The sequence below is a fragment of the Marinobacter alkalisoli genome, assembly GCF_045449795.1.
Taxonomy (GTDB): Bacteria; Pseudomonadota; Gammaproteobacteria; order Pseudomonadales; family Oleiphilaceae; genus Marinobacter.
The window spans coordinates 15,961-28,719 of sequence record NZ_JBJJLB010000039.1; the positions used below are offsets into that span (position 1 = coordinate 15,961).

Annotated in this window: 13 protein-coding genes; 5 read left to right on the plus strand and 8 right to left on the minus strand. The window is 58.3% G+C overall.

The window, feature by feature from the left end; translation table 11 throughout:
* Nucleotides 1-7: 7 nt before the first annotated feature.
* The 3 genes from ACJO3M_RS16435 to ACJO3M_RS16445 form a co-directional block, all read right to left on the minus strand.
* Nucleotides 8-1,555 (minus strand): DUF5666 domain-containing protein, encoded by a 1,548-nt coding sequence (locus tag ACJO3M_RS16435; RefSeq protein ID WP_407002468.1) that lies wholly within the window; start codon nucleotides 1,553-1,555, stop codon nucleotides 8-10.
* Entirely contained in the window at nucleotides 1,552-2,415 is an 864-nt protein-coding gene (locus ACJO3M_RS16440; RefSeq protein WP_407002469.1) for a DUF6502 family protein, read from the minus strand. The genes ACJO3M_RS16435 and ACJO3M_RS16440 overlap by 4 nt, the downstream gene beginning before the upstream one ends.
* A gap of 81 nt (nucleotides 2,416-2,496) precedes the next feature.
* Nucleotides 2,497-3,933, minus strand: coding sequence for a DUF5666 domain-containing protein (locus ACJO3M_RS16445; protein ID WP_407002470.1), 1,437 nt, complete (start codon nucleotides 3,931-3,933; stop codon nucleotides 2,497-2,499).
* Nucleotides 3,934-4,145: 212 nt separating this feature from the next.
* On the opposite strand from ACJO3M_RS16445, the gene ACJO3M_RS16450 reads away from it, so the two are divergent.
* Entirely contained in the window at nucleotides 4,146-4,322 is a 177-nt protein-coding gene (locus ACJO3M_RS16450) for a DUF6435 family protein (protein WP_407002471.1), read from the plus strand.
* 15 nt (nucleotides 4,323-4,337) lie between these two features.
* On the opposite strand, the gene ACJO3M_RS16455 is transcribed toward ACJO3M_RS16450, so the two are convergent.
* Both ACJO3M_RS16455 and ACJO3M_RS16460 read right to left on the minus strand, forming a co-directional pair.
* The gene (locus ACJO3M_RS16455; RefSeq protein WP_407002472.1) at nucleotides 4,338-4,682 is read right to left on the minus strand and encodes a chaperone modulator CbpM; all 345 of its coding nucleotides are present in this window, start codon (nucleotides 4,680-4,682) and stop codon (nucleotides 4,338-4,340) included.
* A 15-nt stretch (nucleotides 4,683-4,697) separates the two neighbouring features.
* Nucleotides 4,698-5,669: a DnaJ C-terminal domain-containing protein gene (locus ACJO3M_RS16460; RefSeq protein ID WP_407002473.1), complete on the minus strand. Its 972-nt coding sequence runs from the start codon at nucleotides 5,667-5,669 to the stop codon at nucleotides 4,698-4,700.
* Between the two features lie 245 nt (nucleotides 5,670-5,914).
* On the opposite strand from ACJO3M_RS16460, the gene ACJO3M_RS16465 reads away from it, so the two are divergent.
* The 4 genes from ACJO3M_RS16465 to ACJO3M_RS16480 are packed head-to-tail and all read left to right on the plus strand — an operon-like array spanning nucleotide 5,915 to nucleotide 9,784.
* A complete protein-coding gene (locus ACJO3M_RS16465) occupies nucleotides 5,915-6,607 on the plus strand; it encodes a DUF3348 family protein (protein WP_407002474.1) in 693 nt (230 codons plus the stop codon).
* Nucleotides 6,604-8,517 (plus strand): DUF802 domain-containing protein, encoded by a 1,914-nt coding sequence (locus ACJO3M_RS16470; RefSeq protein WP_407002475.1) that lies wholly within the window; start codon nucleotides 6,604-6,606, stop codon nucleotides 8,515-8,517. The genes ACJO3M_RS16465 and ACJO3M_RS16470 overlap by 4 nt, the downstream gene beginning before the upstream one ends.
* On the plus strand, nucleotides 8,517-9,170 hold the full coding sequence (locus ACJO3M_RS16475; protein ID WP_407002476.1) for an OmpA family protein: 654 nt from the start codon (nucleotides 8,517-8,519) through the stop codon (nucleotides 9,168-9,170). Before ACJO3M_RS16470 ends, ACJO3M_RS16475 begins: the two co-directional genes overlap by 1 nt.
* The gene (locus ACJO3M_RS16480; RefSeq protein ID WP_407002477.1) at nucleotides 9,170-9,784 is read left to right on the plus strand and encodes a DUF2894 domain-containing protein; all 615 of its coding nucleotides are present in this window, start codon (nucleotides 9,170-9,172) and stop codon (nucleotides 9,782-9,784) included. Before ACJO3M_RS16475 ends, ACJO3M_RS16480 begins: the two co-directional genes overlap by 1 nt.
* On the opposite strand, the gene ACJO3M_RS16485 is transcribed toward ACJO3M_RS16480, so the two are convergent.
* The 3 genes from ACJO3M_RS16485 to fba form a co-directional block, all read right to left on the minus strand.
* Nucleotides 9,785-10,783 (minus strand): nucleotidyl transferase AbiEii/AbiGii toxin family protein, encoded by a 999-nt coding sequence (locus ACJO3M_RS16485; RefSeq protein WP_407002478.1) that lies wholly within the window; start codon nucleotides 10,781-10,783, stop codon nucleotides 9,785-9,787.
* Entirely contained in the window at nucleotides 10,780-11,424 is a 645-nt protein-coding gene (locus ACJO3M_RS16490; protein WP_407002479.1) for a DUF6088 family protein, read from the minus strand. The genes ACJO3M_RS16485 and ACJO3M_RS16490 overlap by 4 nt, the downstream gene beginning before the upstream one ends.
* 183 nt (nucleotides 11,425-11,607) lie before the next feature.
* Complete coding sequence (gene fba / locus ACJO3M_RS16495; protein ID WP_407002481.1) at nucleotides 11,608-12,672, minus strand: class II fructose-bisphosphate aldolase; 1,065 nt, start codon at nucleotides 12,670-12,672, stop codon at nucleotides 11,608-11,610.
* Nucleotides 12,673-12,759: the final 87 nt, after the last annotated feature.

Consider the following 12,759-nt stretch of genomic DNA (forward strand, 5'->3'; position numbering starts at 1 on the left):
GTTCTGGTCAACCATCACTGTCGGAGTCTTCTTCCTCCAGTTCCACCTCATCAGCGATAAAATTGCCGCTGTTTGCAGGTTGTTCAGCGTAATCCACCTCAACCAGTGGCCGCTCACCACTGTCAAAGTCCGCCTTAAGCTGATCGCGCTGAGTGTCCTCAAACCCGGTTTCACCTTCAACCGCCCGTATCCGGACACCCAGTACGGTGATGGTAGTGTCATCAATGGCTCCCAGACGTCCCGTCACCTCATACTCATTGTCCAGGTCGTCCTCTTCTTCGCGTTCCACCTTGGTCGCCTCCAAAAACACCTCACCGCCTTCCGTTGACCGTTCAATGCCTTCCACTTCGACTTCAAAGGCGCCGTTCAGGTCTGCCAGCCCGATCCTTTGGTCATCGTTATCATCGGTGATGATGGTTAACGGCGTTACCTGAACCAGTACGCCCCCTACGAGGAAAGTGCTGGCACTGAAATCGATGGACGCCTGGTTGATACGCCCCTCGACTTCAGCGTTGGCGTCGCGGATCTCGATTTTCGCCGCCTCAACGCGACCATCCGCCAGGAAGCTCCCTTCAACCTGGATCAACAAGCCCGGCTGCAGGTCTGCGCCGGCCAGGCCATCTTCAAACACGTCGTCGTCCGGGACCACCACAGTCAGGCCGTTGATAGTGAAGGTGCTGTCAGCGTCGTCAAACGCTGTGGCAACCGGCCCGGCGAACTCGATGTCATCATCATCCCCACGTTGATAGCGACGGGTTTCATCCTGCTCAATGTTGCTGGCAATCAGTCCGGTGTCTCCGCCAACGAAACCGATGCGGCCCTCCACTTCGACGACAAGGCCGGGGTCCCGGAGATCGCTTTCCGTCAAACCACCTCCGAAGGTGGTGGTATTGTCATATCCAACCGGGAAGCCGTTGATCGAGAACCGGTTCTGGCTGATATCCACGGAGTTCTCGTCAATCCGCCCCTCAATCTCGACATCATTCGGAGAGGCTTCCAGTGAGCCTACATAGCTGGCCCGATAGCGACCGTCCGGATCCGGCAGGCGCCAGCCGCTGACGCGGACAAAATCGCCGTCATCCAGGGTTTGCAGCGACAATCCCCTGAACACGGTCTGCTTGTCTGCCACCACGGTCTGGCCGTAGACCGTGAAGGTCACGCTTTCCCGGATAGTGCTGTCATCAGGGTCAAGGGTTTCGGCCACAATGACAATTTCACCCCGGAAAGTATCATCGTATTCCACCCGCTCAGCGGTGCCTTCACCGTCGTTTCGCCACTCCCCATCAACCCGCAGGATCATGCCTTTATCGAGCTGATTTTCCGAGGTGATGCCATCATCACTGACCACGTTGCCATCGGTTTCAAAGCGGATGCCGTTGACAAACACGCTGCCAAAACCGGAGACCGGCCCCACGCTGGCACCGGTACCTCGAATACCGCCATCAGCAACCCCGAGGTCGTCACCACCACCTCCGCCTCCACAGCCGGAGAGCAGCAGGGCCGCGACAGGCAGCACGGGCATGGTCAGATAGCGAATCCTGGTTGTCAGTTTCATTCAGTTGGCTCCCTGCTTGGATCCGGCTGCACCGGTTCCTCAAAATAGAAAATACTGACGCCGGTTCTCACCGGTTCTCCGGTGTGGCCGCTCCCTTTCAGCCCCGCGATGTCCCGATCATGGGGTCCCAGCCATCGGTCCAGCTGTTCAAGCAGGGCCTGGGACTGGGCGGCGGCGTGTTTCCGCCAGCGGGCCATGACTTCCGGAGGAATGTTGTTATACGTCAACGTGCGCTGGAACAAGGGCTGACTGCCGGACTCACCACTGACCAGATTATGATCTATTGTCGCAATAAGATCAGATACGTCTTCCCCGAAGATCTGGAGCATTTCCTCACTGTCCCCGGCCGGCACGTAGGCACGCTGTTTCAAAACCAGTTTTCCGGTTGCGTCGTCAGTTCCAACAACCCCCACCCGGAGCAGCTCGTCGAGCACCGCCCTTGGCGGCATATCGCCACTGTATCGCCGGACCAGCTCACTGAAACTCAGCGATCCGTCAAACGCCAGCAACGCCGGCTCCCCGTCCCCGCTCTGAAAGGCTGCATCATGCACCCAGCCGGAAACGACCCGCGACGCCCGGTTGGAGTGAACGCCAGCGGTTGCACCGGCATGTTCGCCCGCCAGGATTTCACGGTGGCGTTTGACCTCCTTGCGTGTCAGACCGGTCATGACTGCCGCTCTGGAGTCCGTGGGCTTTTTCCGGCCATCGTGAAAATCTTCCATCGCCGCTTCCACATACGCGCGCTTGACCAGGTCCGCGAACTCCCCGAATGGAATACCATTGCGAAGCAGGAGCCGGGCAAGCGGGCGGAGAATACGGTACAGCGCCCGATGCAGGGGGTTATTGTTGAAATGTTTCATATTTGGGATTGTATTCCCATGGCCGCATCAAAACCAGAAGTGACCGGCCGGGGGCGTAACCCCGGCCTGCCTCCGGCATGATCAGTCGTCTTCCTCAATTTCATCGACGACATAATCACCGCCACTGTTGCGGAAGTAATCCACTTCCACGTCACTGCCGACCTGAATACCGGAGAAATCGGCACTGCCCCGCAACATTTCCAGGCCCATGACGGTGACGGTGGTGCTGGACAGCGCCGTCACCCGACCTTCCATTTCGTAGCCATCATCGCCATCGTCTTCCCGCTCGACCTTGATGGCCTCCAGAAAGCCACCGTCATCCGAGCGCTGGCGACCCTCGATTTCCAGAAAGTCCCCTACATTCAGGCTTTCTATGTCCTGGGTGCGCATGGTGATGCGGTCGTCATCATCGTCGTCTTCAATCAGGGTTCCGCTGGTCAGCGCCACACGCACACCGCTGACAATAAGGGTTTCACTGTCAGGCTTTGACTCGATAACACCCTCCAGTTCGGCATCCCCGTCCCGCGGCTCGATTTCCTCGGCAATCAACAGACCATTGCGGTACTCGCCTTCCACTTTTACCAGCAGGCCATTGGTCATGCTGCTCTCCCGAAGCCCATCATCAAACTCGGTGCTGCCATTGATCTGCACCTGGATTCCGTTGATAAAGAATGTGCGGGCGCCCGCGTCAAAGTCGTATACGGTGCCGGCGATCTCCACGTCATCATCGTCGTCGAACAGATCGTCCTCGTCGTCGATTTCCCGGGCAACCAGCACACCACCTTGCAGATTCCCCTCAACCTCAACGGCAATGCCATCGCGCAGGTCATCCCTGTTCAGGTCGTCGTCAAAGACGGCGCTGGTGTAGTCCACCGGAAAGCCATTGATGGTGAAAGTCTGGGCGTCGGTATCAAGATTCTCGACCACGCCCTCGATTTCCACTTCATTGTCATCATCGAAATCCACGCCGATGGCCTTCACGCCAACGAAACTGGCGCGAAAGGAACCATCATCCAGTTGCCAGCCGCTGACGCGTACTCGATAGGTGTCGGCAGCCACGCCGTTGAGGTCCACCGGGCTCAGGCCCTTGAAGACGGTCTGACCATCGAGACGAACCGTCTGGCCTGCAACAATCAGCGCCCCGGTCTTTTCGACATCGTCCCAGGTGGCGGACGTCAGGGGCCCGCGGATGGTGTCATCGTAATCAACGCGCTGCGCTTCACCCTCACCGCGATCATCCCAACTGCCACGAACCTTGAGGATCATGCCTTTTTCCAGCTGGGTTTCCCGCTCCACACCATCGTCACTGGTGACGGAACCATCGGTGCGGAAACGGGTACCGTTCACGTAGACGCTGCCGAAACCGGAGACCGGACCCACACTGGAACCGCTGGAAGTGTCGGCACTGTCCGAACTGCCGGAACTACTGCCTCCACCGCCGCCACAGGCTGCCAACGCACCGACAAGCGCACCACTGATGGCGAATTTGATTGCTACAGACAAGGCATTACGTTTCATCTCGATTCTCCAGGCTTGTTTGTTGCTTTCCCGCAAGGCCATTCCGCCCCGCTCTCTTGGAACTCTTGTTTGGGATATTTTTCCCAACCTGTATTTTGGGAATTTATTCCCATTTTCGGAGAATGTCGAGTTTTTGATCATTAAGAATTTATGAACTTTTGCTTTCCGAGTGCGTAAGCTGTCTACACACAATCGAAAACAGGTGCGGAACCATGCTGGGATTTCTCAAAGGTGACCCGAAGAAAAAGCTGAAGAAAGCTTACGAAGACAAGCTCGCCAAGGCGCTCCATGCGCAGCGCAATGGGGACTTGCGTGCCCATGGCACGCTCATGGAAGAAGCGGAGAAGATTTACGCGGAAATGCAGGCGCTGGAAAAGCGGGAGCAATAAAAAAGGGGGAGAGCGTTACCACTCCCCCGTCAGCTGCCGCAGCTGCTGGTTGAGGCGATCCACCTCACGGCGCATCTGCTGGACTTCATCAAGCAGCTCAAGCGACATCGCCAGCCCCGGCAGGTTCATCTTCAGGTCCCGCTGCAACCGCTGCGCCTTGCGCAACCGTGCCAGTGCCGCCAGGTCAAATTCCCAGCGCCGTTCCTCCGGCACATCTTCGACCGGCGCAATAACACCATAGCTGACCAGTTTGATGACAAACTCGGCGTGGCACTCACCTCGCTCGCAAATTTCTGTCAGGGTCAGCGTCATTTGAGGCTCTGCCACCTCCACGGTATGAATCGGATCTTTCCTGGTCATTCCCAGCTCCCCCGCTTATACATGAAGTTTGCTACGCGGATTGAAGTGTTTCTCCGCCTCGGCCAGCTGCTGATAAAGTTTTTCAGCTTCTTCAGAGTGCCGCTCCGGCATCACGATCTGCAGCACCACAATCTGGTCGCCCGGATGCTTGCCTGGCAACCCCTTGCCCTTGAGACGAAGCTTACGCCCGCTGGAGGACCCCTTGGGCACTTTCACGTTCACTTTGGAGCCTACCGTCGGCACCGTGACTGATGTGCCCAGCGCGGCCTCCCAGGGCGCAACGGGGACCGTCACCACCACGTCGCGCCCCTCGACGCTGAACAGCGGGTGTGGCGCCAGTTCCACCTCGATCAGCAGATCACCCGGTTCACCACCGCCAATACCGGGAGAGCCCTGACCTTTCAGGCGCAAATGCTGCCCTTCCCGCATACCGGCGGGAATTTTCACCTTCAGATTCTTCTGGCGGGCCACAATCCGGCCATGGTCATCGGCTTCATGGACGGTGAACGACACCTGCTTCTCGCAGCCGTGGAAGACCTCTTCCAGAAACAGTGCGAGCCTGGCATGCACATCTTCACCACGCATGCGGGTATTCTGGCGGAAACCACCGCCGCCAAATCCCTGGCTGGAAAACCCGCCACGGCCGCCACCGAAAATCTCTTCGAAGAAGTCACTGAACTGGCGGGCATCAGCCTCGGTGTAGCCGCCACGTCCAAACCCGGACGCGCTCTGCCACCCGGGCGGTGGCTCAAAGGAACCATCAGGACGGGCACCGTACTTACGCAGCTCATTGTACTCCGCACGCTTTTCCGGATCTTTCAGGACCTCGTAGGCTTCGCCCAGGTCCTTGAACTTGGTGTCTGCGTTGTCTTCCTTGCTGACATCCGGATGGTATTTGCGGGCCAGCTTGCGATAAGCCTTTTTGATCTCCTCGGGGGAGGCTGACTCGCTCACACCGAGGACGGCGTAATAGTCTTTGAAGTCCATTGCACTCCTCGCATCTGGTCAAAGATTGTTCTCTGATTACTTATATTTGACGCTGTTAGGGAAAATACAAGGAGGAAGTATTGGCAGACAGCCCGCCTGGGCCCAGAGGCAGCAACTCCACTAAGAAACGGTCATTATCAATCCCCCCGAATAGCCATTAGTATAGGCACCCGCCGGCTATCGGCAATGCATGACTCTCGTGTTTCCTGTAACGACTACCAATGCAAACGGTGCGCCTCAACCCCATGACTCAAGCACGACCTCGACAAACCGGGCATCCCCGGTCAAGGCTGTTGCAGTTGGCCACTCCGCCGGGGGGCATGGTTGCTGACGACAGCCTGCCGTGCCTCGCCGAGCGCCTGGGCCGGTTATTCGGGCTTGGGGACACCATGAATCTGGATGCCGCACTGGCCTTCCGTGGCGGCCAGCCTGCCACGGTGCAGAGTGCGGTTATCGAGCAACTATCCCGGGAACTGGCCACCACGCGCCAGGCTTTGATCCGCCGAATTCACGGCTACGGGGTTGAGACTGAACAGCAAGACCCGGCTGCGTTTGAGCCCTACCTGAATGCCTGGCTCACGCTGCAACGCAAAATCGCCGCCGCCACCCGCCAACTGCGGGACAAGGTGCGTAAGACAATGAAAGATCAGGGCCAGAACCTGGCCCGGCTGGCAGAGCTGGACTCGGTGTTTGATCACACCATGGCCGGTTACACCAGCCAGTGTTTTTCCCACATTTCAAAGGTCCTGGAGCAGCGGTTCCAGGCCTTAAGGACATCCTCTGAGCAATCCCCGGAACCGGGCACCCAACCCGGTGACTGGCTCCACCGTTACTGCGAGGAAGCGCAGACTCTGTTACTCGCTGAACTGGACGTTCGGCTGGAGCCGGTGCTGGGGTTGCTGGAGGCCTGCCACAACGAGGTTAGCGATTCGCCATGACCAGACTTTTCTTCTTTCTCGCATTTGCCATCGGCCTGGCCGTGATGGCCTGGATTGGCCAGGGTTTCCTCGGCTCCGACCTGCTGGCACTGACCGTGACCGCCATTATTGCAGCGGTATATGGGCTGGGCTTCGCCGAATTGATCGGGTTTCGGCGTACCACTCACCAGTTGGCCGAACGGCTGAGCGCTGCCCCGGATAACCGCGAACAGGTCGAAGGCTGGCTCTCCGGCTTGCCGGAGCCGGTTCAGTTTGCCATGCAGAAGCGCCTGGACGGCCACTCCGCCGCGTTGCCCAGCCCGCAGCTAACCCCCTACCTTGTGGGCTTGCTGGTAATGCTGGGTCTGCTCGGCACCTTTGCCGGCATGATTGTAACGCTCAACGGTGCCGCCTCAGCGCTGGATGGCAGCACCGAGCTGAGCGTGATTCGCAGTGCCCTGGCCGCGCCTATCGCCGGGCTGAGCCTGGCGTTCGGAACCTCCATTGCCGGTGTGGCGGCGTCCGCCATGCTGGGGCTGGCCTCCACCCTCAGCCGGCGCGAGCGGCTGCTGGTCTCCCGCCAGCTGGACAAAACCCTGCGCCAGAAGCTGCATCATCTGTCGGCGGACTACCAGCGCCAGCAGGCGTTTCAGGCGTTGGAGTCCCAGGCCAGGGCTTTGCCCCAAATGGCTTCCGCCATGGAAACCATGACCGCCCGAATGGAACAACTTGGCCAGACCCTTGAGCAATCCCTGACCCGCAATCAGCAGGAATTCCACGACACCGTCGGGAGCCACTACCAGACCCTGGCGGATTCCGTGGCACAGTCGCTGGAGTCGGCTCTGGACGCCAGTACCCGCCTGGCCGCAGAGCGCATGGAACCGATTGTGGAGAATGCGATGACTCGCCTGCGCGAAGATGCCGGGGAACTGCACCAGAGCTGGTCTGATGCCACCAAACAGCAACTGACTGAGATCGCCGAAGGCTTCCAGAAAACCACGATCGAGGCCGGAGAACGCTGGCAGCAAAACCTCGCGACGCAGCAGGAGGCTTCAGAACAGAGCGTTCTGCACTGGCAAAAGAGTCTGGAGCAACAGCAGCAAACCACAGAATCCTTCATGGCCGATCTGCGTGACCGGCTTCAGGAGTATCAGTCCCTCTTCCGCGAGGAAAGCAGCCAGATTGTGAGCGATCAGCAGCAAGGTCTGGATACGCTGATCAGCAGAATCAGCGAACAACTCACAGCACTCCGTGACCAGGAAACCGCCCGAGGCGAGGCAGCGACTGACCGGCTGGCACAACTGGAGAAAACCGTAAGCGACCACCTGACCCAGCTGGGCACTGGCCTTGAAGCGCCGATGACCCGCCTGATTGAAACGGCCTCGGAAACCCCGAAAGCGGCGGCGGAGGTGATCAACCAGCTGCAACGTGAAATGGCCCGGAACAGCGAACGGGAAAACGAGTTGCTGGAGGAGCGCCAAAGGCTGGTTGAGGAACTGGACAGGCTGCTGGAATCCCAGCGCAGCAATGCCGATAGCCAGCGTCAGGCGGTGGATTCCCTGATCAGCGGCGCCGGTGACACCCTCACCGGGATCAGCGAGCGTTTCAACACCCTGATTGAGGAACAAAGCCAGCAGCTTGGCAAACTGGGCGACGACATTACCGGCAGCAGTCAGGAAGTGGGCGCCCTCAGCGAAGCCTTCCACCAGGCGGTGGAATTGTTCAGCACCTCCAATAGCAGTTTGCAGGAAAGCCTGGCGAACATTCAGAAGGCGATGGACAACGCCAGTAGCCGCCATGATGAGCAGCTGGCCTACTACGTGGCGCAGGCCCGCGAGGTCATCGATCTGTCTGTCAGTTCCCAGAAGGACGTCATCGATGCCGTCACCGCCCTGCGCAAGGGACACGCAGAGACTGCCGGAGCCAACTGATGGAGCACCTGGAAGGCGGCGAACAGCAGTCCACACCGATCTGGGCGATTTTCTCTGACCTGATGGCGGCGCTGGTGGGTATTCTGGTGCTGATCCTGGTGTGGGTGATCGGCGTACAGCTGGAACTCAGCCAGTCCCTGGCGGAAGAGAAGGAGCGCCGGGTGGCCGAGGAAGAGCGCCGTATGGCGCTGGAGCAGGCATTGGAAGATCCCCTCACCAAAGGCCTGGTGACGTTCCGGGATGGCCGTATCGGTATCAGCGGCAACGTCCTGTTTGAACTGAACTCGGATCAGTTACAGGCGGATGGCGTAGCCGTGCTGCAATCCCTGGTTGCGCCACTGCAAACCTACCTGACCCAACACGATGAGCTGCTCATGGTCAGCGGCTTTACCGACGACCTGCCCATGCACCGTGGCAACCGTTATCAGGATAACTGGGGGCTGTCCGCCCAACGGGCGTTGACGGTCACCCGTACCCTGATGGAACTGGGCCTGCCCGATGACCGGGTCTTTGCCGCGGCCTTCGGCCCCCACCACCCGGCAGTGCCCAATGTGGATGCCGAATCCCGGGCCCAGAACCGACGGGTGGAGATCAGCACGGTGCCACGGGCTCCCGCTATGGCTGCCGAAACTGATAATGGAGCCGGGAACTGATGACTGCCACTGCGGAAGCGACCACCATGGAGCAACAACTGGCTGATCTCAGGGGCTCTGGTGCGGATCGGCTGGATCCGATCCGTTTCCGCTATCTGGAAACCCTGGAGCAAAAGCTGCGGGCGAAAGGACTTCAGGGGACCCGGCATTGGCAGCGGCTGGCGCAGGCTGTGGCGGAGTATCAGGCCAGGTCCGGACAGCAGGCCGATGCAGAACAACCTGCCGAGACCGGACAGCCCTCACCATTGCAGCTTTTGCTGGATACCCTGAATCAGTCACCTGAAACACACGTACAAGCCTCCTCTTCACCCTTGGAAAGACTGATCTACGGTGAAGAGGATGGGAGGCCGACACAATCTGCAGTAACGGACAGCTCGCCACGCCCACTTAAAGCCATGGCCAGGGTGCAGGCGGATCAGGGCACACAGGCCCTGCAGGACCGCATCCGCCAGGCCATCGAACAGACCCCGGAAAACGCCGGCCCCATGAACGCCCACCGCTTGGTCAGCCGTGCGATTGCGACCATGGAGAAGCTGTCGCCCGAGTATCTGAACCGGTTTGTGAATTACGCGGATACGCTGTTGGCGCTGGAACGGCTGGGGCGAAAGGGATAGCTAAAGTTTTTCTGCTAGGCCCTGGTTATTAATTCGTTCCTCCAGCGCTTCGAGAACCTGCAGTAGTGATTCAAATTCAGGGACATCACCAAAAACCATTTCTGTCATGGCATCATAATCGACTTCAAGAGCCCGGATATGCGCATCAGAAGGCAGTAGCCGCATCGTGCCTGGTTTTGCCGTTTGGTAGCTTGCCCAGCCGGCGGGATAAAACTTTTGCTTGAAAGCCACTACCTCCGCCAACAGTTCTTTGTCCTTCAGGGCACTCTCTGCATATTGACTACTGGCCATACGGTACACGTCGTAATAGTGCCTGGCATAGCGGGTAGGCAATGGTTTGTCCGCAGGCCGGTGCGCCTCAGCGTGAAGGATTGTCATTTTTTCCCAGAAGGTTCTTTCCGCGCGAATGGTTGGAACTTCGACTCCAGGCGTCTGGAAGACTTGTGGGAAACACTGAGCGGCGTAACTCGCAACAGTTTTTGATTCCATCGGCAACATGGCCGCTAGCGGGCCGATTTCTAACCGGACAATTGGGCGCAAATAACCGGGGGCAAAAAGTGCCGGGTATTCTATATTAATGGTGTGTGGGTCATCTTTATCCAGGCTTGCCTGACATACTGGTTGTAGAGCCCGCTGCAAATCGGGCAATAATTGCTCACGAATCAGAAACTGGGCGGCCTGGTTGATGGATGCATTCAACCGCCCCTGCTTGGTTTTGCTCCGCCCCGCGACCGGATTTTCATCGCTTAGCCCGGTCCAATCCAGAATCAGGTCAATATCTTCAGAAAACCGTTCAATCACCCCGTAAGCCTTCGAGAGACTGGTGCCACCTTTAAAGCGCAGACGGGATGCCCAATCTGGCAGGCTGAACAGGGTGTCCAGGCACCAGACAACCCAAAAATCCTTTTCCGCGGCAGCTGGTGTCATTGTCATTTTACTGGAGGTTGCTGCAAACAGATCCTGTCGCTGTTGTGCCGTTTCCCTGGCGATATTCCTCATACCACTGCCTCCTCCTTTGAGGCCATATTCAAAATGACAGTAATGGTTTCCTGAATCCAGCTGGTCACGAATTGAGTATCTTTGGCGATCGCCAACCTCTGCCGCTCAGGCAATGGGCCTTGCGGACTCAGGTATCGAGCCATGACGGCAAGATTTTCTTGAGTCAGGCTCTTCTGACCCAGCGCTTCTATGGCCTGCACCAGCAACGCGCTTTGGGTATGCTTGAGATTCAGGTGAGTGAAGCGGGATTTCCTGAACGTCAGTTCATTGCCCAGTATCGAATAGATGCGGCTGGGGCCATCACTCAGGTAGATAAAGCGCGTAGGAACCTGCGTTGAGATACCGAGGATATTCAGCGCGGCGTTGCCCGTTACCTGGATACTCCAGCCAAATTTTCGTGCCAACGCATGGGCTACCTGGTCCATGTCCGGTCCAAGCTCCTGTTGCAACCACTTGCTATAGCGAGGGTAATCATACAGCCCCCGAGTCAGTCGCCGTATGGTGCCTTTCTGCGCCAGACGAGACAGCCCTTTATCGATGGATTCGGCACTTCCCAGCAGGCTAAAATCTTTTCTTGAAAAAGACCAACCCCTACCCATGCCATAAATCTTGCTAACTAATTTGTTTTCAAGGCTTTTCATTAGACACCAGCCATGAATTTTGTCCGGAAAACAACATCACTTTCCGGACAAGATAGCACACTCAGGTGAGCCTTGCCTTTTTCATAAAGCCATTCGACAGGAAAAAACTTGAGCTTCGAAAGGGGAGTCGGAGGGAATTCAGGAGCCCCCTGACTCAACGCCAGGGGGCGACTTTAAGCAGGATTACTTAACTTTCGGATCCAGCTCACCAGCCGCATACCGCTCGAACATGCGCTCGAGGTTGACTGGTTTGATCTTGCTGGCGTTGCCGGCACAACCGAAGGCTTCGTAGCGTGCGACGCACACGTCGGTCATGGCCTTCATGGTTTCCTTGAGGAATTTCCGCGGGTCAAACTCGGCCGGGTTTTCGGCCAGGAAGCGGCGGACCGCGCCGGTGCTGGCCAGACGCAGGTCGGTGTCGATGTTGACCTTGCGAACGCCGTGCTTGATACCTTCAACGATTTCCTCAACCGGTACACCGTAGGTTTCCGGGATTTCGCCACCGTACTGGTTGATGATTTCCAGCCAGTCCTGGGGTACGGAGCTGGAGCCGTGCATGACCAGGTGGGTGTCCGGGATGCGGGCGTGGATGGCTTTGATCTGGTCGATGGCCAGGATGTCACCGGTCGGTGGACGGGTGAACTTGTAGGCGCCGTGGCTGGTGCCGATGGCGATGGCCAGGGCGTCGACGTGGGTTTTCTTGACGAAGTCGGCGGCTTCTTCCGGGTCGGTCAGCATCTGGCTGTGGTCCAGGGTGCCTTCGGCGCCGATGCCATCTTCTTCGCCGGCCTGACCGGTTTCCAGGGAGCCGAGGCAACCCAGTTCGCCTTCCACGGAGACGCCACAGGCGTGGGCCATGTCTACGGTGCGGCGGGTGACGTCTACGTTGTATTCGTAGTCCATCGGGGTTTTGCCGTCTTCACCGAGGGAGCCGTCCATCATGACGGAGCTGAAGCCGAGCTGGATGGAGCGCTGGCACACGGACGGGCTGGTGCCGTGGTCCTGGTGCATGACGACCGGGATGTGGGGCCATTCTTCGATGGCCGCGAGGATCAGGTGGCGCAGGAAGGGGGCACCTGCGTATTTGCGGGCTCCGGCGGAGGCCTGAACAATCACCGGGGAGTCGGTTTTGTCAGCCGCTTCCATGATGGCGCGCATCTGTTCCAGGTTGTTGACGTTAAAGGCTGGCACACCGTAACCATGCTCGGCGGCGTGATCCAGCATTTGCCGCATCGAAATCAGGGCCATGGGTCGTCTCCTTCGTTGGACGTTTGGTAGTTGAATTCTTTTGTGCTGCAGACTTTTGGAGTCTGCTGCGGAGGGTGGGAAGTGTGC